Origin of the sequence: Pseudomonas sp. T8 (assembly GCF_024610635.1) — a bacterium.
Taxonomy (GTDB): domain Bacteria; phylum Pseudomonadota; class Gammaproteobacteria; order Pseudomonadales; family Pseudomonadaceae; genus Aquipseudomonas; species Aquipseudomonas chlororaphis_I.
Map to the genome: position 1 here is coordinate 1 of NZ_CP102374.1, position 20,288 is coordinate 20,288.

Here is a 20,288-nt window from a genome sequence, read left to right on the forward strand (position 1 = left end):
ATGTCGTCAGCCGTAACGCGTTACGAATCCGCCAGCCACAGCCACGTCGGCATGGTGCGTCAGGTCAACGAGGATGCCTGTCTGGATGCCGTGCAAGCCGGCCTCTGGGCGGTGGCCGACGGCATGGGTGGGTATGCGGCGGGCGATTTCGTCAGCAGCCTGATCGTCGACACGCTGCGCGCCATTCCTCCCGAGCCCGCCTTGCCGGCCTATGTCCAGGCGTTGCGGGCGGGGCTGGAGCAGGCCAACGCGGCAGTTCGCCAGGAAACCGCGCAGCGCGGGGTCGGCATCATGGGCAGCACCCTGGTGCTGCTGGCCGCCCGAGGTGACAAGGCCACCTGCCTGTGGGCCGGCGACAGCCGCCTGTATCGCCTGCGCGAGGGCCAGCTGGAGGTCATCAGCCATGACCACAGTTATGTCCAGGAGTTGCTGGACAGCAGGCTGCTCAGCGAGGACGAGGCGCGCGAGCACCCCATGTCCAACATCGTCACCCGCGCCGTGGGCACCCAGGACCGGCTGGAGCTCTCGGCGGTGGACCTGGATGTGCGTCCCGGCGACAGCTTCCTGCTGTGCAGCGACGGGCTGACCAAGACCGTCGAGGACCATGAACTGCGCGACGTGCTGGGCAACGCGAGCCCCTATGAGGTGGTCCGCAGCCTGGTGCACCTGGGGCTGACCCGGGGCGCTCCCGACAACATCACGGCGGTAGTCGTCAATGCCCACTGAAAACGCATCAGCTGAAGAACGCTCGAGTCTGGACATGGACATTCCCGGCTATGCGATCGAGCGCGAGCTGGGCGAGGGCGCCATGGCCACGGTCTACCTGGCGACCCAGCGCTCGCTGGAGCGCAAGGTGGCGCTCAAGGTCATGGCCGCCGCGCTGGCCGCCGACCGCAGCTTCTGTGAACGCTTCCTGCGCGAGGGCAAGACCCTGGCGCGGCTCTCCCACCCGCACACAGTGACCATCTACGACATCGGCAATGTCGGCCACTTCTACTACATGGCCATGGAGTACCTGCCGAACGGGACGCTCAAGGAGCGGATTGCCGAGGGGCTCAGCCCGCAGCAGGGCCTGGTCTACCTGCGCCAGATCGCCCTGGCCCTGGGGTATGCCCATGCCCAGGGCCTGGTGCACCGGGACGTCAAGCCGGCCAATATCCTGTTTCGCGCCAACGGTTCGGCGGTGCTCTCGGACTTCGGCATCGCCAAGTCCCTGGAGGACCACACCCAGTTCACCCAGGCCGGTTTCGCCGTGGGCACACCCAGCTACATGAGCCCTGAACAGGCTCGCGGCCAGCAGATCGACGGGCGCACCGACCTCTACGCCCTGGGGGTGGTGCTCTACGAGATACTCACCGGCAAGCTGCCCTATATCGGCAGCGACTCGCTGTCCACGGCCCTGGCCCACTTGACCGAGCCGCTGCCCGAACTGCCCATCGCCCACGGCCGTTACCAGGGGATCCTGCGCAAGCTGCTGGCCAAGGACCCGGCCGAGCGCTTTGCCGATGCCGATGCCCTGATCGCCGCGCTGGACCATCTGCCGCCCGCCGGGCCGGCCGAGGCCGAGGCGACGCAGTTGCGCCCATTGCCGTTGCCGCCCACCGCGGCGGCCGCCGGCCAATCCGCGACGACCGACCTGGGCGGGCTGGCGCCGGTTTCCCTCGACATGCCGCCGCTCGCTGCGCCAAAGCCCGCGCCTGAACCCGCACCCGAGCCAGCCGCCACGGCCACAGCCACCCGGGCCGCAAGCCTCGGCGCAGAGCCGCCGGCCGGGTCGCGTAGACCGTTATGGGCACTGTTCGGTGTGGTCGTGGCCGGGGTACTGGCCTTGGCTGGCGGGGGCTACTGGTGGCTGCGTCCGGCGCCGCCGGTGGAACCGCAAAACGACCAGGTCGAGGCGCAAAAAACGCCGGCTGGCGATGCGCAGGACTTGCCCGCCAAGACGGCCAGCGCAGCGCAACCGCCGCTGGCGACGAACGCCGATGGCGGCGACCGTCCGCTGCTGATGCCGGGCAAGAAAACCCTGTTCCAGCGGGTGCTGAGCAAGCCCGGCGCACAGGTGTCCGGCCAGCCCGGGGCGGCGCCCGACGGTGCGGCGCTGCCGGCGTTCTCGGTGCTGTATGTCTATCAGCGCAAGGCGGTGGCGGGTGGCAACTGGCTGGAGGTCGGCGCCGCCAGCGATGGCCAGCGCGATGGCTGGTTGCCGGCCGAGCAGGTCAGTGACTGGAAACAGAGCCTGGTGCTGAAATTCACCGAGCGCTCCGGTCGTTCGCCGGTCATGTTCCTGCGCGAGGAGAGCAGCCTCGAACGGTTCCTGGCTGACACGGCGCAGGCCCGCGCGGCCCTGCACAAGGCGCAGAACGAAGGCAGCGTGGACCCGCAGATCGTCGCGCTGGAGCCTGTGGCCAGTGCCATCCCCCAGGACCAGTTCTACCTGCTGCCGATTTTCCAGGCCCGAGAGAGCTTCGATGCCAACGGCCAGCCGGTGCAACTGCTCAACGTGGCCTCCATCGACCCCGGCAATACGCCCCAGGGCAAGGCCGAGGGGGCGGCCAGGGCCGGCAGCGATGCCTTCCGCACGGCGATAGTGCTGGTGGTCGACACCTCGATGTCGATGCAGCCCTACATCGACCGGGTGCGTAAGGTCGTGCAGGCACTGCACCAGCAGATCGCCGACCGTGGCGACCTGGACAGCGTCAGCTTCGGCCTGGTGGGGTTTCGCAGCAATGTCGAGAAGACCCCGGGCCTGGAATATGTGGCGCAAACCCTGGTGAGCCTGGAGGAGGGTCGCGATCCACAGCGCTTCCTCGAGCTGGCTGGCCAGGTCAAGGCCGCCCAGGTGTCCAGCCACGCCTTCAATGAGGATGCCTTCGCCGGTGTGATGGCGGCGGTCGAGGGTACGGACTGGAGCCCCTATGCCGGGCGGCTGATCCTGCTGGTCACCGACGCAGGCGCCCTGCGCAAGAACGATCCGCTGGGGCGCACCCAGATGAACGAAGCCGAGGTGCGCGAAGCCGCCCTCAGCAAACAGGTCAAGATCTATGCGCTGCACTTGCGCACCGAGGCCGGCCGGAAAAACCACGGCTTCGCCGAGCAGCAGTACCGCAGCCTGACGGCCGACGCCAACCCGCAGATCGGCGACCTGTACATTCCGGTGGCGGGCGGCGATGTCGGTCGCTTCGGCGATACGGTCGCCGAGATCGGCTCGGTATTCGCCGAACAGGTGCATCAGGCGCGCAACAACCAGCTGCCGAGCCTGCCGCCGCTACAGGGGGCCGCGAGCGTCGCGAGCAAGGCCACGGCCATCGGCTACGCCATGCAAATGGACTTTCTCGGCCGCCAGTCGGCGGTCCGTGCGCCGCAGCTGATCACCGCCTGGACCTCCGACCACGACCTGACCAACCCCTCGCTGCCGGCCTTCCAGGTCTGCGTGCTGCTGACCAAGCTGCAGCTCAACGACCTGCAGCAGTCGCTGAAACTGATCGTCGATGCGGCCCGCCGTACCCAGACCTCGCCCAAGGATTTCTTCCAGGAAATCGCCAGCGCCAGCGCCCACATGAGCCGCGACCCGACGCGGTTGAAGCAGGGCGGCAACCTGGTCGAAGGCGGCATCCTCGGCGAGTACCTGGACGGCCTGCCGTATCGCAGCAAATCGCTGAGCATGACCCAGGACCTCTGGCTGTCCCTGAGCGTGGCCGAGCAGCAGGACTTCATCGACGAACTGGAGTCGAAGATCCGCCTGTACGAGACCTTCCACAACGACATTGCCAACTGGGTCCGCTTCGGCGAGGCCCAGCCGGGCGATGCGCTGTACCGCGTGCCCCTGGCGACGCTGCCCTGATGTTCAAGCTCAGGGATGTCCGCAAGACCCGCGGCGAGGGGCCACAGCGCTACAGCCTGGTGGTGCCCCAGCTCGACCTGCGCCCGGGCCAGCGCCTGGCCCTGGTAGGCCCCAGCGGCAGCGGCAAGAGCACCTTGCTGGACCTGCTGGCCCTGGTGCTGTCGCCGGACCCGGGCGGCGTCTTCGAATGCCGCGCCGACGACCGTACGCTGGATGTCGCCGGGCTCTGGCGCAGCGGCCGCCAGGATGTGCTGGCCGGGTTGCGCAGCCGGGTCATGGGCTATGTGCTGCAGACGGGCGGGTTGCTGGGGTTTCTCGACGTGCAGCGCAACATCGGGTTGTCGCGGGCGCTGCTCGGCCTGCCGGCCGATGCCACGATCTGGCGCCTGGCCGAGCAGCTGGAAATCGCCGACCAGCTGCACAAGCTGCCGGCGGCACTCTCCGTGGGCCAGCGCCAGCGGGTCAGCATCGCCCGGGCCCTGGCCCATGGACCGAGCATCGTGCTGGCGGACGAGCCCACCGCCTCGCTGGACCCGCTGAACGCCGAACGGGTCATGCAGCTGCTGGTGGCCCAGGCCGAGGAGCGCGGCGTGTGCATCCTGGTCGCCACCCATGACGAGGCGCTGGCCCGGCGCGCCGGGCTGCAGTTGCATCCCTTGCAGGTGCAGCGCGGCGCGGATGGCGGGGTCACCGCGACGCTGGCGGGAGGTGGTTGATGCGGCTTGCCCTGATGGCCCTGCTGGCCTGGCACGACTACCGCGCCGAGGTGCGCCTGTCGGCTTGCGCGGTCCTGGCCCTGGTCGCCGTGCTCGCGCCCTTGCTGGTGCTGTTCGGCCTCAAGTTCGGCCTGGTCACCACCCTGACCGAACGCCTGGAGCGCGACCCCGCCGTGCGCGAAGTGGTGCCCATGGGCGGCGGGCGCTTCAGCGCCCAGGCCATCGCCGAACTGGCCGCGCGTCCCGAAGTCGCCTTCGTCGTGCCGCGTACCCGACAGATCGCCGCGACTGCCGACCTCTACCCGGACTCGGCCGGCCAGGCCTTGACGGTCGAGATGATCCCCACCGCCGCGGGCGACCCGCTGGTGGCGCCCGCGCTGCTGCTCCAGGCGCCGGACCAGGTACTGCTCAGCCAGCGGGCGGCGGAGAAACTCGGGGTCCAGGGCGGCGACGTGCTGAGCGCCGCGTTCGGCCGTCAGGTAGCCGGGCGCCAGGAGTACCAGCGCACCCGCCTGCGAGTGCAGGGGGTCTTGCCACTCGCGGCCTTCCCGCGCGATGCGCTGTTCGCGCCCCTGGCCCTGCTGGAGGCCGCCGAAGACTACCGCGACGGCCTGGCCTGGCCTGGGTATGAGCCACAGCTGAACCCGGCGCGGGTGTATCCGGGGTTCCGTCTCTACGCCGTGGACCTGGACGGCGTGGAGCGCCTGCGCCGGTATTTCGCCGAGCGCGGGCTTGAGGTCGCGACCCAGGCCGGCATCATCGCCCAGGTGCGCTCCCTCAGCCACAACCTGACCCTGGTGTTCTGGATCATCGCCAGCCTGGCCCTGGCCGGGGCCTTCGCGGCGATGACCGCCAGCGCCCTGGCCGCCGTCGAGCGCAAGCGCAGGGCCTTGTCGGTGTTGCGCCTGCTGGGTTTTTCGACCGGCGCCCTGATCGCTTTCGTCGTACTGCAGGCGCTGTACACCGGGGTGTTCGGCCTGCTGCTGGCCTGGGGCTTGTACGGCATGGCCGAAACCGGGCTGAACCGGCTGTTCGCACCGGCGGCGGGGGAGTACGCCTGCCGGCTGCTGCCGGTCCACTACCTGCTGGCCCTGCTGCTGACGCTGCTCTGCTGCCTGCTGGCAGCGGCCTGCGGTGGCTGGCACGCGGCGCGGATCGAAGCATCGGAAGGATTGCGCGATGTGTAACTGGCCGAGGGTTCTGGTCTGGCTGAGGGGCCTGGTTTGGCTGAGGGCTCTGGTCTGGCTGAAGGCTCTGGTCATGCTGGCGCTGGCCGGCACAGTACAGGCGGAGAGCGCCCCGACGGATAATCCGAAACCGCTGCCCGATGACCTCAGCCTGCCGCTGCCCTGCGACGGTGAACTGGTGTTCCGCTACGTCTATGTCCTCGCCAAGGGCAGCCTGGACGACCGTGAGGTCAATCTCGGCTACCCCTTCAGCGATGACGATCCGGGCTACCGGCAATCCTTCATCTCCGGTTACCGGCGCGACTACATCAACGGTCAGTTCGTCCTCGACGACCTGCCGGTCGACTGGCAAGCCAGGATCGCCCCGGCCCTGCCCAAGAGCGGGGCCGACAGTCTGCTCAAGCCGATGTTCTATTTCGTCGGCAAATACGAGGTCACCGAGCGCCAATACGCCCTGGTCATGGCCCAGGAGGCGGCCTTGGCGGGGCAGGGCGAGGCACCGGCCTGCGCCCCCATGAACGACATGTCTGCGCGTTTGCCCAAGGTCAAGCTGTCGCGCCTCGAGGCCGAGCGCTTTGCCGCGGTGTACAGCGCCTGGTTGCTCAAATACCACCGTGACCGCTTGCCGGTCAGCGGCCGTGGCAAAGCAGCCGAGGACGGCGGCATGGGCTTCGTCCGCCTGCCGACCGAAGTGGAGTGGGAATTCGCCGCCCGCGGTGGCCAGGCGGTCAGTCGCCAGGCGTTGGAGGCGCGGTTGTTTCCGCGCAAGGTGCAAGGCAGCGACAGCGATGGCCCGCTAGGGGACTGGGCAGTGTTCAGCCAGGTCGCCGGGGGCACGGGGCAGGGCGCGCGGCTGTTGCCGGTCGGGCTGAAAAACCCCAATCCATTGGGACTGTTCGACGTGATCGGCAATGCCGCGGAGATGGTCCAGGAGTCCTTCCAACTGGTCCACGCCGGCCGCCGCCAGGGCAGTTACGGCGGCTTCGTGGTCAAGGGCGGCAACTACCTGGAAGGCGAGCTGACGCTGTTCACCGGCATGCGCCGGGAATACCCGCTGTTCGCCGCCGACGGCAGCGAACAGCGCAACGCCACCACCGGTTTCCGGGTGGCGCTGGGCGCGTTGTCGGCACCGCGCTCCCGCTACGAGGAACTGTTCGAGCAGTGGCAGCAGGAGGGCCGCCTGGCAGGCCTGACCGATGAAATCGAGGCAGCCGAAGACCCGACCCAATTACTGGACAGTCTCATCGCCAGCAGCACCGACCCGAACCTGCAGGCCCGCCTGGCGCGGGTGAACGAAGAACTCAAGCGCAACGTGTCGCTGATCGCCCGGCAGCGCGAGGAGGCCGCCGGCAACCTGATCCAGTCGGCGGCCCTGGTGGCCGAGACCGTCAACAACTACAACATTCGCCTGACCAACCTGAAGAAGGATCGCGATCAGGCGCGGGCCGCCCAGGACGAAGCCACCGCCAAGCTCTATGAAACGGCTATCGCCAATGGACGCAGTGCGCTCGAGGGTGCCCTGGCGATCTACATCGACAACCTGGCGAACGGAACGCGCTACACCGACGCGGTGATCCAGGCGCAGTTCGAGCGGACCCGGGAAGAGCTCAATCACAAGCCGGTGCTGGGAAAAAGCCTGGTCGCCCGGGCCACGCTTTTCGTCAGGCACGTGGGCCAGTTTCGCCAGCAGCGCCGAGCCGATCCGGAGACGATCCTGAAGGAGCTGCTTGGACCCTGAGCAGGGTGTCGGAACGGTCGCCGGTGGCGGCGAAGACCAGCTAGGCTGGATGTAGCGTCGGCAGGCTTCGCTCACGTCGGACAGCGCTCACGCTGCGCAGAAGCCGAAACGGAATTGATACGCACAAAAAGGAGAGACATGACCATGGATACTTCACTCAAGAACTGCGCTTCGATCCTTGCTCGTACCCTGCCGTTGCCTACCGCGGTCTGCTGCGCCCTGCTGCTGGGCGGATGCGCGGGCTTCGGGGCTCCAAGCTCGAAGGTCGCGGCCCAGACCAAGGTCGAGTACTACCCGCAATGCTATGAGCCGGTCAGCCAGCTGCGCAGTTCCGACAAGTCGATGACCAAGTCGGTGGCCACCGGCGCCATTGCCGGTGGCCTGCTCGGCGGCCTGACCGGGGCCCTGGTCGGCAATAGCGGCGATGCCGGCCGCAATGCCCTGATAGGCGCCGCCGCCGGGGCCCTGGTCGGCGGCGCGACCGGCTACTACAGCGAACGCCAGAAGCAGATCAGCGACGACCGTGCGCGCATTGCTTCCTACGCCAGCGACATCGACCACAGTACCGGCGAAATCGACCGCAGCATCAGCTACACCCGTACCGCGCAGAACTGCTACCAGCGTGAGTTCACCTCACTGCTCAATGCGCGCAAGACGAAGAAGATCAGCGACAGCGAAGGGCGCCTGCGTCTGGCCGAGATCGTCAGCGGCCTGAAGGAAACCAACGAGCTGATGGCCGCCGTGGACGGGCGTGCGGGCGAGAGCATCGATGTCTACACCCAAGCCTATGAGAAAGACCTGCAGACGGTCGGTGTGCAACGCCAGGACGTCGCCCAGGTGGCCGCCGTGAAGCCTCCGGCCGCCACCGATAAGAAGGCGACCAACAAGAAGGCCAGCGTCAAGCCGACGACGAAGAAGAATGTGCCCAAAGAAGCCGTCACCACCGAGCGCACCTTGCAGCAAGCCACGGCCAAGCGTGAGGAAGGCCAGAAAATCGCTGCCCGTGGCCAGACCATGGTCAACGACGTGTGCAGCAACCCCGACATGGGTGACTGGGCACCGCCTGCTTGCTCGAAAGCCTGATGCGAGAAAGGGGCAGCGGGATCCTGTCTATGGCCATCATCGACAGGTATCTGGCTCGTCACGTTGATCGCCTGGTCGAGGACTCTGGCAAGGAGGGGGTGGGCCTCTTTCCAGGGTTTGGGTGAGCCGATTGGAAGCTCAATCTGTTTGACGACGGCGTCCTTGAGGTCCGGCGCGGCCAGCCCACCAATGAATTTTTGGAGGTCGACGGATTTGGGGGTAGAGGTGCCGTTTTCTGGATTGGGCGGCGGGCACATCACGTCGTCGGGATGGCGGTGTTTTTGTATTTTGTGTTTATTAAAAACAATCGTGGTAAGCTGGCCGGCGGATGATTGGAGCGCTCCGACAAAGCCTCGATCAGTCAACGGGTGTCAGGGGCGCGCTCTATATCCCCTCATCTGGCATGACGTCCTGTTGAGTCTTGAGACGACCTACTTCGTCCAGATGCTTCCAGAGAAATTGCGCGGCTTCTTCGCGCCGATCAGATTCGATGAGGTCGAGCAAATGGATGTGCTCCTGGCATTGCGCCATAAGACGGGTGCGGTCGACGTTGGCCTTGTAGCCGATGAAGCGCCTGAGCTGATTCTGCTGGCGTATGGCATCGATGAAAAACACATTGCCGGAGCACTGCACGATCAGTTCGTGAAACTGGGCGCCCACCTGGAACAGCTGGGCACGGGACAAGGTCTGGATATCCCCGTCGAGCAGGGCCTGCTGTTGCTGCCTGGCCTGGGCGAACGCGGCGTGATTGACCTGATAACCCGGCTCGAGCAGGGCCGCCGGTTCGATGGCCATGCGGAAGCGGTAGCTCTGGATGTGTGCCTGGGCGTTATGCACGAAGTCCTTCAGACCCCATCCTTGCCCCGGCTTGCGTTCCACCATGGCTTCGCTGGCCAGCCTGTTCAAGACCTTGAGCAACTGCCCGCGCGGTACTTCGTAACGGCGCAGCAGTTGGGCTTCGAAAAAGTGCTCAGGTATCTCGCCCCCCAGAATGTCGTCGACCACCCGAAGGTAAAAGTCTTCGAAAGGATCGCTGGCGAGCGGGAAGGTCGTTTCTTGAATCTGCCCGGCGTCTTGTTTCAGAAAGTAGCCACGATTGGGTTCCTGGATGGCGAGGTCCCATTCCGCGAGCAAGGCAAACACTCGCCGGACCGGCGAGCGCGAAACACCCAGCGCCTGGGCAAACGTCTGCTCGCGCAACGGCTCGCCGGCTTTCATCGAGCGCGCGCGAATCATCTCGATAACGCGGGGGGCCAACTGCAAGGCGAGGTCTTTCTTGATCACAGGCTCTCTCTCGGATGAATGACGTCAGTCCGTTTCCGCTGGGGCGGGTGCCCCCACCAAACTGGAGTTGGAAAATACCATACGAAGGTGTGGGGATCTGCACAAAGAGCACTGGCGGATGGGGCGAACAATCTGGTCGAGGTACATGAGCATGAAGGCTCCACGTATTTTCCTGATCCACGCGACGGCACTGGCGATCGATCCGATCGCGACGGCCTTTGCCCGGCATTGGCCGCAGGCACAGGTGATCAATTTGCTCGAAGACTCGTTGTCCCGGGACCGCGTGGAGGAGGGCGAACTGACCGCGAGCATGAAGGCGCGCTTTCTGACGCTGTCCCATTACGCCGTGCAAAGCGCAGCGGACGCGATTCTGTTTACCTGCTCGGCTTTTGGCGATGCCATCGACCTGTGCAAGCCCGAGATTGCCATTCCACTACTCAAGCCGAACGAAGCCATGATCAACCTGGCTCTCACGCAAGCATCGCGTATTGCGGTGCTGGCGACGTTCGAGCCGACCATCGTCTCGATCATGGCCGAGTTCAGGCAAGCGGCTGAGCGCAGCGGTCGAGCGCTGGAGCTGGTGCCCTATTTTGTCCCTGGGGCGATGCAGGCGTTGAGTGAAGGGGACAAGGAAGGTCACGATCGCGCCATCGCACAAATGGCCACTCAGGTCGACGCCTGCGACCTGATCTGTTTCGCCCAGTTTTCAATGACCAGCGCCGCAGGGCAGGCGCAGGCTCGCTCCGGTCTGCCGGTGTTGACTACGCCCGACAGTGCGGTGCTGGAGATGCGCAGGATGCTTCAGGCCGATGATTTCATTTCTTCCCAGGACGGATGTTTACCCCATGCTCAAGTTCAATGCTCATCTCGGTTTCCAGTTCAATGAATGGCCTTTTCTGCAGCGCATCGAGGCTGCCGCCGCCGCTGGTTTTCGGGCGGTGGAGTTCCCGTCGCCCTATGAGTTCGACGCCAGTCTCCTGGCCGACCACCTGGCTCTGCACAGCCTGTCGTTGATTCAGTTCGCGGCACCGGCCGGGGTTACCAAAGGCATCGCTGCCTTGCAGGGCAAGGAAGAAGAGTTTCGCGACGGCTTGCGCCAGGCTGTGAGCTACGCCAAGGCGCTGGCGTGTTCGGATGTCCACATCATGTCAGGAGTGACGACACAGGATGAGGCGGCGCTTACCTTCGGGAGCAACCTGGAGTACGCAGTCAAATACTTCGAAGACCAGGGGCTGCGGCCGCTGATCGAAGTGATCAGTGCGCAGGCGATGCCGGACTACTACATGTCTGACTTCGACAAGGCGCATCAGGTGCTGGAGCGCTTTGCGAGTGTCGGGCTGATTCTCGATCTTTACCATGCCCAGCTTCTGACTGGAGATGCAGCCGGGGTTCTGGCCCGGTTTTATGACAGGACCGTCCATGTGCAAATTGCCGACTGCCCGGGCCGTCACGAGCCGGGAACGGGGAGCATGGACTTTGCTGCCTTGTTCGCGGCGCTGGAGCAGCGTGGCTACCCAGGATGGATCGGCTGTGAATACCGCCCCTCCGGCGCTACTGTTGCGAGCCTTGACTGGATCAAGCAGCTAAGTGCCTAGGTCCTGTACGAGACCCTTTGAAAAGCTGAATGGGCAGAGATGGCGGCGATTCTACCCATTCAGCTTTTCAATCGCCGCCATCAAAGGCAGAAGCCCCAGGTAGCTGCAGTGGTTATATCTGCTGGGGTGAAGTGTCTGTCACAACATCCTGACGTGCGTAACCGGCAACCCTGACGAAATCCGACAGATGCCAGATATCGCCGTTAGCGGCCCAGGTCCCATCCACCACGTCGTTTATCACGATGGAGGTCATCAGCACACGAGGATCTTCCGCGCTCAGGCAACCGGCAATTGCCTTATGCAGTACTGCGGCGTAGTGAGCCCGGCGCCCGGCATTCAATTCTCCGGCAGGAGCCAGTACCTGTATGTGGCAGGGTATGAATTGGTCGAAGTCGCTACGCCCACCACACATCCAGCGTGAATCAGCAACCTCATCGAGCATGACCCAACACAGAAGCCGCTGACGAGGATCATTGCCGAGCCCGGTGGCTTCTACTGCTGCGCAGTCAACAGCTGCCAGAAGTTGTTGAATGGTGCCTTCGCTCAGCACATTGGCGGGCAGTTTAATCGTGATGTTTGGCATAAATGGATGTTCCTGATGAGAGGGACACCATTGAAGCGTTATCCGCTTTGAGGCGGAATTGGCTGATCAGACATCTTTCGTGCAGAATCGGCCAATGAACGATTTCATTGTTGTTGTCCCCCCTGGGGCGTTTGCCTCCAGTGTCACGTTGTCCTTGGACATACTTTCAACTGCATCAAAGTTGGCGCCACGGTTAGGTTTGCCAGAGCCGCGCTGGATTGTCTGCTCAACAGTAGAGGGGCCCATTTCATTAGGTGGAGGTCTGAGTCTGCTCACTCAGAGTTTGACACTCCCGTCTGATGGACGAGCCTGCTGGATTCTTCCTGGGTTGGATGTTGATGATTCGACTGAGTTGGAGTCGAGTTTGCTGCAGCCTGAGATTGAGTCAGTGCTGGCCGCTTTACGTCAGCATGTGGCCGCTGGCGGGACTGTTGCGGCGTCATGTTCAGCCGTATTTCTCTTGCACGCAGCTGGACTGACTGAAGGGAAAACGGTTACGACGACTTGGTGGCTGGCCGCCACATTGCGGCAGCTAGCGGCAGGTTGCTGTAACGTCGACCCGGACCGTATGGTGATTGAGGATGCTCCCCTGGTTACTGCGGGCGCAGCCTTGGGGCACACCGATTTATTGATGCACTTGATCGGCCAACGTTTTGGTCCGGAACTGGTCGCCGCAGTGGCCAAAGCTTTGCTTCTAAATCAGCGGCAGTTGCAATCACCCTTTATGGTGCCGGCGTTGATGGCACATGGTGAGCTGATTGCGCAGCTGATTGCTCATGTCGAGGTGTCGCTTCCAATGCCGGTGAGTGTTGATGCTCTGGCGGAAAAGATGCGAATGAGTACACGAACGCTATCCAGGCGGGTATCCAAGGCTACAGGGCATGGGCCTTTGCACTTAATTCGAACTGTCCAGTTGAATAAGGCGCGAGCGCTACTGGAAAGTAGTCGATGCTCGGTGGAGTCTGTCGCCGAGCAAGTGGGTTTCAGCGATCCAACGGCTTTGCGCCGCCTCTTGAAGAAGCACTTGAATGCGACTCCGAGACAACTGAGGTAGTGCAACTCAACGGGCGAACGGGATTAGCGATCTGTTGCCGCACAAATGGGCAACCGTTTGAACATCCAGAGTGGTTGGCCTGATGCTTGTCAGTCGTTCAATTGGTATCGCGATGTCGACGTAGCCACTCATCGACGACTTCTCCGAGAGTCTCAGCCCGGTCATTCTGTCGTTCGTATTCATCATCTTTCCAGTATTCGCCGTCCTTCTCGGCGCCTGGTACGAAGGCACGCCCATCTCTCGACAGTTGATCCTCTATTCGCTGTTGCTGCTGGCAGGCTTTGCCATCACCAAATTGCCGGTAGAACGGCTTCTCGGATGGGGCAGATAACCAATGGGCATTTTGAATGCTGGCAATCTCTCGGTGGTCAGGGGCGGATTGCCAGTTCCTCATGCCCAGAAACTCCCCTGACAACGGCTAGAGAGGCTGGGCTAGTCGGGTGCAGGTGAGTACAGGCGTCCAGCTCGGGCCCAGTCCTGGGGGGCGGTTTCGGTAAAGATCACGTCGACGGATTCAGTCGCACACTTCAGGATTTCGGCGGCCAGCCGAGTCGCTTCGGCGGCGTACAAGGCTTTCTGCTGCTGCGTTCGGCCTGGCAGGAGTTCGACCCGGATAATGGGCATGACGACATCCTCAACGAAACGATGGGGGGAGGAGAGCGCCGGCCCACCAGCGAAGGTCCGGCGCTGTTCTCCGTTCACTTGATGGGTTCGACCTCGAACGAGCGATTCATCTTGTACAGGGTTTGCGCGCCGAGCCACTTGTCGAAAATCGCCTGGCTTTCGCCGGACGCTTCCATGTCCTGCAAGGCGCCATTGACGGCCTGGAGCATGGCCTTCTGGCCTTTTCGCACCCCCAGCCCCCACACCTCGCGGCCGATGGCAGGCTGAACGATGGCGTAGCTGGATGCATTGGCGCCGAGACGGCTGGCAAGTTTATGGAAGGTCTCTTCGGAGGTGCTGAAACCCTCGACCTTGCCTTGCATCAGGGCGGTGAAAGCCGTCGATACATCCTCGAAGCCGATGGCCGTGGCGGTGGGTATCTGCTCCTTGATGTAGTTCTCGCTGATGGAGCCCTTCACGAAGCTGATTCGCTTGCCCGCCAGATCGCCGATAGAGGTGAAGCCTCGGCTGCTCCGTGCCGCGACAATGTTCTGGCTGACGTAGTAGGCATCCGAGTAGTCGATTTGCCCGGCGCGTTGTGCCGAGTACGCCAGGCCGGCTGCCAGCAGGTCCATATGGCCCTGTTGCAGTTGGGGGATTCTCGCCTCGATGGATACCGGCTTGATATCCGCCTTGACGCCGAGTCTCTTGGCGACCGCATTGCAGATATCCACGTCATAACCGACGACGGCTCGACTGCCGGTGTCCGTGTAGCCAAAGGGTTCGAAAATATCCAGGACCCCGCAAAGCAGTGTCCCCTTGGTTTTGACATCAGCCAGCTGGTCCGCACGCACCTGGGCCGTGGCCAGAAAAAAGCAACCTGCAACCACCGGAATCAGGACCACTGTTCGAAGTTTCATTGCGACATCCTCAGATTTCTTGTACTGAAATTTGCATGGCCTGTTGAGCCAACACGAACCCGTTCGCGTTGTTTCCAGGGGGGCGATTAGCGGACCAGGAAGCCGTTTTTCAGGGGATCCCGATCATCGAGAATCCAGTTGCAGAAACCGCAGATATAAGCGGAGCCGGACACTTCTGGAATGACGGCGGAGAACTCGCCGACACGGGTTTCATCGATGACTTTGGCGCTGAAGACGGACCCGATGACGGACTCGTTGACGAGCACATCCTCGCGGGTGATTTCACCTCGCAGATACAGTTGGGCAACTCGACCGCCCGTACCGGAGCCGGTCGGCGAGCGATCGACTTCCCTGTCCGCGAAGATGCAGCAGTTGGCCTGGGTCGATCCCGGATGGCGCGGTGCGCCGTCGATGATGGTTCCATAGATATGGTTGATGCCCGCAATGTCGGGATGAACGACCGGGCAGGCCAGGTTGGCGGCCTTTTTGACCTCCGCGCCGAACTGCTTCAGCGCTTCAATCGACGACTCGCGAATCTCCAGGCCATGGGGCGCTGCGTTGGTATAGAAGTAGAAGGCGCCGCCGTAGGCGATATCGCCGGTGACGGCGCCATAGGTAGGCGTCTCTACCGTCACATCGCGCTTGTAGATAAAGGACGGGACGTTGATGAAGCGCACGCCGTTGGCATGGCAACCATCCCACTGCACAAAGGCCTCGATGAAACCGCAGGGCGCGTCGATACCCACGCGGGTTTCCGGAGACTGCCGCGTTACCCAGCCCAGCTCCACCGCGGCAGTGGCGAGTGCAATGACGCCGTGACCGCAGTGATCGCTGTACCCCTCGTTATGCACGAAGATGATGCCGAAATCGGCATTCGGGGAGACGGGCTCCGTCAGGTAGCCGCCATACATGTCGGCGTGACCGCGCGGCTCGAACATCAGCGCCTGGCGGATCTCATCGGCGTTTTCCAGCAGCCAGGTCCGGCGCTCGATGATGGTTTTCCCCTGCATGCTCGGGAGACCCGAGGTGACGATGCGAAACGGTTCGCCGCCGGTATGGACTTCGACGGTGCTAATGGTGCGAGAAATTTGCATGGATAGAGTCCTTTTGAAGATGTAGCGATCCGCAAGAGCGCTGGCCGGTTCAGCGGCCCGCGCTTGCGAGGGGGAGATCGGCTATCAGCGACCGGGTTCGTTCACTCGCCCGCGGCGAGCGCCTGAAGCGCCACACGAGCGGCGGCCAGGTCCCAGGCTGCGGTGCCCACGCTCTTGAAAACGGCGGGGCGAGACGTGTCGACGTCCTTGCGGAGCGCGTCGGCCAGCGAGTTCACGCGGGACCAGTCAATGCCGGCCTGCAGCAGGTCGCCTGCCTCGTGCCGGGCGCCGGCCGGGTCGTCGGCGTAGAGGTCGCTTGCGTCCAGGGTCACTTTCCCCAGCTCGGCCATTTCCGGTTTGAAGGCGCCTACGCCTATGACAACTCGCCCCGCCCGGGCGGGCTCGTTGTAGACCGGCTCGGTGCTGGTGGTCAGCGTGATGACGACGTCCACTTCAGCCGGAATATCAGGGCCACAGGGCTCCAGGTGCTCATGCAGCTGGCGATTGCCGGTGCAGAACTGCGAGGCTGCCTGTGCATCCACCCCACGTACCCACACCGTGCTTTGCGGATAGATCGCATGGATTGCCTGCACGTGGTAGCGCGCCTGGACGCCGGTACCGAAAAGCAGGATCTGCCGCGGCTCCCGTTTGAGCAGGGTGCGGATCGCCAGGAGCGTCACCGCGGCGGTACGGCGCCCGGTGAGCTCCGGCCCATCCAGCAGGCAAATGACCTGGCCGGTGGCTGCGTCGCAAAGGGTCACGGCGCCATGGATGGTGGGAAGCTGGCGTTGGGTATTGCCGGGATGGACGTTGACCAGTTTGTGAATGCCGATGTCCTGGGCGGTGGCGGGCATGCTCAGCATGACTCCTGCCTCGCCCAAGGGGACGACCATTCGCTCCGGGCTGTGGATTTGGCCGGCTGCCAACTCCAGCGCTGCCTGTGCGATGGCCTCGACCAGCCTGTTGACGTCCAGAAGTGCCGCTGTCCTGGCCCGGTCACAGATGATGATCGGGGCGTCGTTGTGTGCGGTTGCAGCAGGGAACCGAGTACTCATGCAGATGCTCCAGGTGGAAAGTGACATTCAGTGGCGGTGGATATCGGAGAGGAATTTTTTGGCACGGGGGTGTTTCGGCGCGCTGAAGAACGCCTCCGGAGGGGCAACCTCCAGGAGTTCTCCCTGGTCGATGAACCACACGACGTCCGCGACCTCGCGCGCGAACTTCATCTCGTGGGTAACGCACACCATCGTCATGCCTTCACTGGCGAGCGCCTTCATGACGGCAAGCACCTCGCCCACCATCTCGGGGTCGAGGGCACTGGTCGGCTCGTCAAACAGCATCACCGGAGGTTTCATCGCCAGCGCCCGGGCAATCGCCACGCGCTGCTGCTGGCCGCCGGACAGTTGGTTGGGGTAGGCATCCGCCTTGTGCCCGAGCCCGACTTTGGCCAGGAGCTCCAGGGCCATCTCCAGGCTCGCCTGGCGATCGGCCTTGTTGACCCAGAGCGGCCCGCAAGTGACGTTCTCCAGCACCGAGAGGTGGGGGAAGAGGTTGAACTGCTGGAAGACGAAGCCGATGTGGCTGCGCAGGCTGTTGATGTCGACGCGCTTGCCCTGCACGTCTTGTCCGTTGACACGGATGGTACCGGCGTTGATTTCCTCCAGGCGATTCAAGGTGCGAATCAGCGTGGACTTGCCGGACCCGGAGGGGCCACACAGGACCACGACTTCGCCTCGTTTGACCGCGGCGGTGAAGTTCGTCAGTACGCGATGCTCGCCGTACCACTTTTCGACGCCGCTCAATTGAATGATGAGGTTTTCCTGGGGCTCGGCGCCGGTGCGCCGGGCGATGGATTTCATGGTCGTCATTGCGCTACAGGCTCATTGGAAGTACTGACGCGGGGAAGGGGGAATGTGCGGGAGTTGCGGCGCTCGATACGCGCCTCCAGCACGCGAACGGACTGTGTCAGGGTGAAGCAGATGGCGAAGTAAACGAGCGACAGCACCAGGAAGACGCCGAAGGGTTGCGTCAGGACGCTGCTGTTCACTTGGTTGGCGGCGTAGGTCAGCTCATTCACCCCGATGACGTACCCCAGCGAGGTGTCCTTGATGGTGGTGACGAACTGGCCAACCAGGCTGGGCAGCATGTTCTTCAGCGCCTGGGGCAGGACGATCCTGCAGGTCCGTGTCCAGTAGCCCATGCCCAGGGCCGCAGCCGCTTCCACCTGGCCGCGCGGCAACGCCTCGATGCCGGCTCGAACGATTTCGGCCAGGTAGGTGGCCTGGAAGATCACCAGGGTCACCGCCATGGTCGTGAACCCGGCAACGGGGCGTCCCAGGATCATCGGTACGATGAAGTAGGTGGCAAAAATCAGCATGACCAGCGGGATGCTGCGAAGTACGTATCGCACCGCGCAAGCCGGGTAGCGAAGCACCCTGTACCCGCTGAGCTGGGCCAGCGCGAGCAGCACGCTCAGGGGGAGGGCCAGGCCGATACCTGTGATCGACAGGAGCAGCGTGGCAACCACGCCACCCAGCGGACCATTCGGGTAAGCCCCGATCAGGAACAGAAGCCAGTACTCGTGGATGATATCGAGCATGATCAGCGTCCCTTTATCCGCAGGCACTGGCCCAACCAGTTGCCGAGGAACAGCAGGCCGAGCGCGACCACTACGTACATCACGGTGCTGATCGCGTAGGTTTCGAAGATGCGGAAGGTGGCGCTGGAGATCTCCTTGGTCACGTACGTGAGTTCCATGACGCCGATCACCATGGCCAGGCTGGTGGTTTTCACCAGCATCACGGTGCCGCTGACAAGCGGGGCGATGGCGACGCGCAGGGCTTGCGGCAGGACTACCCGGCGCATGGCTGCGGCGTAGCTCAGGCCCAAGGCTCGTGCGGCCTCTTGCTGGCCTTTCGCAATGCTGCGCAGGCCGCTGCGGATGTCCTCGGCGAAGTAGGCGCCGTAGTAGAGGGCAATGGCCACCGCGGCGAAAATGAACTCGCCATGGTTGGCGTTGACCCAGTCCTGGAGGGCCTCAGGCAGTACGCTGCCGACCCCGAAGTACCAAAGGAAGATATGGACCAGTGGAGGGACATTGCGCTGGTACTCGATGAAGGCCTGCACCAGAAATTCCAGGGCCCGCACTTTTGTCATGCGCAACAGCGTGAGTGCCAGGGCGATCAGGAAGGCGGCCAGCCAACTGGTCACGGAGAGCAGCAGCGTGAGCGCCAGGCCGAGAAGGAGCGTCGCCCCGTATTCGTTCAATAACGACATGTCCTGCCCTCATTGATGAGTGAATGGGCAATGAGCCCCTGGCTGGGAATGTGAAATCCCGAACGTAGAACCGACCACTCTCAGCTTCATGTTTTTGTTATTCATTGGAGCCTTCTGCACAACAAGGTTGTGGGGAATTGGTTTTATGGAAACCGCATTAAGCGTTGGCTGGTTATTTCACTGGGCAGGACTGGCGGATATCGCGAATACCGGTCTGTTTTTTGCTCCAGTTGTCGGCTAACCTACGTCCAGTTTTGGCAGGTTGCAACGATGGAAGGGCCCGGAAAGTTCTGATTCGGTTTGGAAAACGACCTGTTTGATAAGGGAAACCAGAAAATTGGTCGTGATACGCCCGATTTAGAGCGGTTTGTAAGGTAAGTCTGAAAAATTGGTAAGGTGGTCTTGAAAAGCAACCCAAGCGATATGCAAAGCGATTTCCGCCCCAAGCAAATTTACGAACAAGTGGCCGATGAAATTCGCGCGGGAATCATCAATGGCACCTACCTGCCCGGATCGCGCCTGCCTTCGGAGCGGGACCTGGCACAGCGTTTCATGGTGAGCCGGCCCGCTGTTCGTGAAGCGATAGGCGCCTTGCAGAATGAAGGGATGGTGGTGACCCGCCTTGGCTCCGGCACCTACGTTGCCGAGCGGGTGATGGAGCAACCCTCGATGCAGGGTGCCTCCAGGTCAGAAGCGGACTTCAGTCCCAACAGCGTTCTTGAGGTACGCCTTCTGATCGAACCGGCTATTGCGCGACTGGCGGCCAGGCGCGGCAAGCGCAATGCGCAGGCTGAGCACTATCTGGCCCAGATGGCCGGTGTGAAGGACGTCAATGACATAAGCCAGCAAGCCTTGTGGAGCGAATCCGACCGCCTTTTTCACCGTCAGCTCGCGGTCATGACCGAGGATGCGCTGATGGTGAAAATCGCAGATGAGGTTTCAGCGAGCATGGCGCAGCCGTTGTGGAATCGCTTGCGCGACGACGGCATATACGATGCCAATCGCATCCAGCTCTATGTGGCGGAGCATCGTTTGATTTATGAGGCGATCGTCTCCGGCGACGAAGAGGCAGCGGCCTTCTACGTTGAAAACCACCTCAAGCGGGTGCAGCGCGATATCAACACCCGCGAGTGACAGGCGGGCGCCAGGCCCGGCAAGCCGGTCCAGGAAGCGGTCGTTCCCGGACCGCTTGCTGACCTGAGTGACTCTCTGGCCCGCAACCCTGCGATCGAAGTCAGTCGCTTGCGCACAAAAACTACCCCTCCCGCATACCTGTTATCCGCTGCGAGCGCACCGCTGGTCATCGCAAGATCG

At 63.2% G+C, this 20,288-nt stretch carries 19 protein-coding genes and 1 pseudogene; 11 read left to right on the plus strand and 9 right to left on the minus strand.

Going from position 1 to position 20,288, the window contains the following annotated elements:
• The 6 genes from NRG23_RS00005 (at nt 1) to tagQ (ending at nt 8,565) form a co-directional block, all read left to right on the plus strand.
• On the plus strand, nt 1–726 hold the full coding sequence (locus tag NRG23_RS00005) for a PP2C family serine/threonine-protein phosphatase (protein WP_016703051.1): 726 nt from the start codon (nt 1–3) through the stop codon (nt 724–726).
• A 34-nt stretch (nt 727–760) separates the two neighbouring features.
• On the plus strand, nt 761–3,841 hold the full coding sequence (locus NRG23_RS00010) for a serine/threonine-protein kinase (RefSeq protein WP_306674809.1): 3,081 nt from the start codon (nt 761–763) through the stop codon (nt 3,839–3,841).
• Nucleotides 3,841–4,557, plus strand: a complete 717-nt coding sequence (locus NRG23_RS00015; protein WP_009049556.1) for an ABC transporter ATP-binding protein — start codon at nt 3,841–3,843, stop codon at nt 4,555–4,557. Before NRG23_RS00010 ends, NRG23_RS00015 begins: the two co-directional genes overlap by 1 nt.
• On the plus strand, nt 4,557–5,744 hold the full coding sequence (locus NRG23_RS00020) for an ABC transporter permease (protein ID WP_257373440.1): 1,188 nt from the start codon (nt 4,557–4,559) through the stop codon (nt 5,742–5,744). Before NRG23_RS00015 ends, NRG23_RS00020 begins: the two co-directional genes overlap by 1 nt.
• On the plus strand, nt 5,737–7,482 hold the full coding sequence (locus NRG23_RS00025) for an SUMF1/EgtB/PvdO family nonheme iron enzyme (protein WP_373922240.1): 1,746 nt from the start codon (nt 5,737–5,739) through the stop codon (nt 7,480–7,482). Before NRG23_RS00020 ends, NRG23_RS00025 begins: the two co-directional genes overlap by 8 nt.
• A 144-nt stretch (nt 7,483–7,626) precedes the next feature.
• On the plus strand, nt 7,627–8,565 hold the full coding sequence (gene tagQ / locus NRG23_RS00030; protein WP_009049553.1) for a type VI secretion system-associated lipoprotein TagQ: 939 nt from the start codon (nt 7,627–7,629) through the stop codon (nt 8,563–8,565).
• A 384-nt stretch (nt 8,566–8,949) separates the two neighbouring features.
• On the opposite strand, the gene NRG23_RS00035 is transcribed toward tagQ, so the two are convergent.
• Complete coding sequence (locus NRG23_RS00035) at nt 8,950–9,849, minus strand: GntR family transcriptional regulator (protein WP_009049552.1); 900 nt, start codon at nt 9,847–9,849, stop codon at nt 8,950–8,952.
• Between the two features lie 151 nt (nt 9,850–10,000).
• Here NRG23_RS00035 and NRG23_RS00040 point away from each other — a divergent pair, with 151 nt between their 5' ends.
• Nucleotides 10,001–10,735 (plus strand): arylsulfatase, encoded by a 735-nt coding sequence (locus NRG23_RS00040; protein WP_009049551.1) that lies wholly within the window; start codon nt 10,001–10,003, stop codon nt 10,733–10,735.
• Nucleotides 10,695–11,444 carry a hydroxypyruvate isomerase family protein gene (locus tag NRG23_RS00045; RefSeq protein WP_028682156.1) on the plus strand — a complete coding sequence of 250 codons (750 nt, stop codon included), beginning with the start codon at nt 10,695–10,697 and terminating at the stop codon, nt 11,442–11,444. The genes NRG23_RS00040 and NRG23_RS00045 overlap by 41 nt, the downstream gene beginning before the upstream one ends.
• Nucleotides 11,445–11,556: 112 nt before the next feature.
• Here the strand turns inward: NRG23_RS00045 and NRG23_RS00050 are convergent, their stop codons facing one another.
• Nucleotides 11,557–12,027 (minus strand): tautomerase, encoded by a 471-nt coding sequence (locus NRG23_RS00050; RefSeq protein WP_016703041.1) that lies wholly within the window; start codon nt 12,025–12,027, stop codon nt 11,557–11,559.
• Between the two features lie 94 nt (nt 12,028–12,121).
• Here NRG23_RS00050 and NRG23_RS00055 point away from each other — a divergent pair, with 94 nt between their 5' ends.
• Together NRG23_RS00055 and NRG23_RS00060 are read left to right on the plus strand one after the other, a co-directional pair.
• The gene (locus NRG23_RS00055) at nt 12,122–13,081 is read left to right on the plus strand and encodes a GlxA family transcriptional regulator (RefSeq protein ID WP_028682157.1); all 960 of its coding nucleotides are present in this window, start codon (nt 12,122–12,124) and stop codon (nt 13,079–13,081) included.
• 151 nt (nt 13,082–13,232) lie between these two features.
• A pseudogene (locus NRG23_RS00060) lies at nt 13,233–13,412 on the plus strand (EamA family transporter); the annotation flags it as partial.
• Nucleotides 13,413–13,513: 101 nt separating this feature from the next.
• Here NRG23_RS00060 and NRG23_RS00065 read toward each other — a convergent pair.
• The 7 genes from NRG23_RS00065 to NRG23_RS00095 all read right to left on the minus strand — a co-directional run bounded on the left by NRG23_RS00065 (nt 13,514) and on the right by NRG23_RS00095 (nt 18,974).
• A complete protein-coding gene (locus tag NRG23_RS00065; RefSeq protein ID WP_053269319.1) occupies nt 13,514–13,705 on the minus strand; it encodes a tautomerase family protein in 192 nt (63 codons plus the stop codon).
• A gap of 74 nt (nt 13,706–13,779) precedes the next feature.
• Nucleotides 13,780–14,589 (minus strand): transporter substrate-binding domain-containing protein, encoded by an 810-nt coding sequence (locus tag NRG23_RS00070; protein ID WP_257373442.1) that lies wholly within the window; start codon nt 14,587–14,589, stop codon nt 13,780–13,782.
• A 101-nt stretch (nt 14,590–14,690) separates the two neighbouring features.
• Nucleotides 14,691–15,698, minus strand: coding sequence for a trans-3-hydroxy-L-proline dehydratase (gene lhpH / locus NRG23_RS00075; RefSeq protein ID WP_257373443.1), 1,008 nt, complete (start codon nt 15,696–15,698; stop codon nt 14,691–14,693).
• 101 nt (nt 15,699–15,799) lie between these two features.
• Complete coding sequence (gene lhpI / locus NRG23_RS00080; RefSeq protein ID WP_257373444.1) at nt 15,800–16,753, minus strand: bifunctional Delta(1)-pyrroline-2-carboxylate/Delta(1)-piperideine-2-carboxylate reductase; 954 nt, start codon at nt 16,751–16,753, stop codon at nt 15,800–15,802.
• A 27-nt stretch (nt 16,754–16,780) separates the two neighbouring features.
• The gene (locus NRG23_RS00085) at nt 16,781–17,566 is read right to left on the minus strand and encodes an amino acid ABC transporter ATP-binding protein (protein WP_009049542.1); all 786 of its coding nucleotides are present in this window, start codon (nt 17,564–17,566) and stop codon (nt 16,781–16,783) included.
• Nucleotides 17,563–18,297 carry an amino acid ABC transporter permease gene (locus tag NRG23_RS00090; protein ID WP_257373445.1) on the minus strand — a complete coding sequence of 245 codons (735 nt, stop codon included), beginning with the start codon at nt 18,295–18,297 and terminating at the stop codon, nt 17,563–17,565. Before NRG23_RS00090 ends, NRG23_RS00085 begins: the two co-directional genes overlap by 4 nt.
• 2 nt (nt 18,298–18,299) lie before the next feature.
• On the minus strand, nt 18,300–18,974 hold the full coding sequence (locus tag NRG23_RS00095; protein WP_124313842.1) for an amino acid ABC transporter permease: 675 nt from the start codon (nt 18,972–18,974) through the stop codon (nt 18,300–18,302).
• A gap of 396 nt (nt 18,975–19,370) precedes the next feature.
• On the opposite strand from NRG23_RS00095, the gene NRG23_RS00100 reads away from it, so the two are divergent.
• Nucleotides 19,371–20,108 (plus strand): FadR/GntR family transcriptional regulator, encoded by a 738-nt coding sequence (locus NRG23_RS00100; RefSeq protein WP_257373446.1) that lies wholly within the window; start codon nt 19,371–19,373, stop codon nt 20,106–20,108.
• Nucleotides 20,109–20,288: the final 180 nt, after the last annotated feature.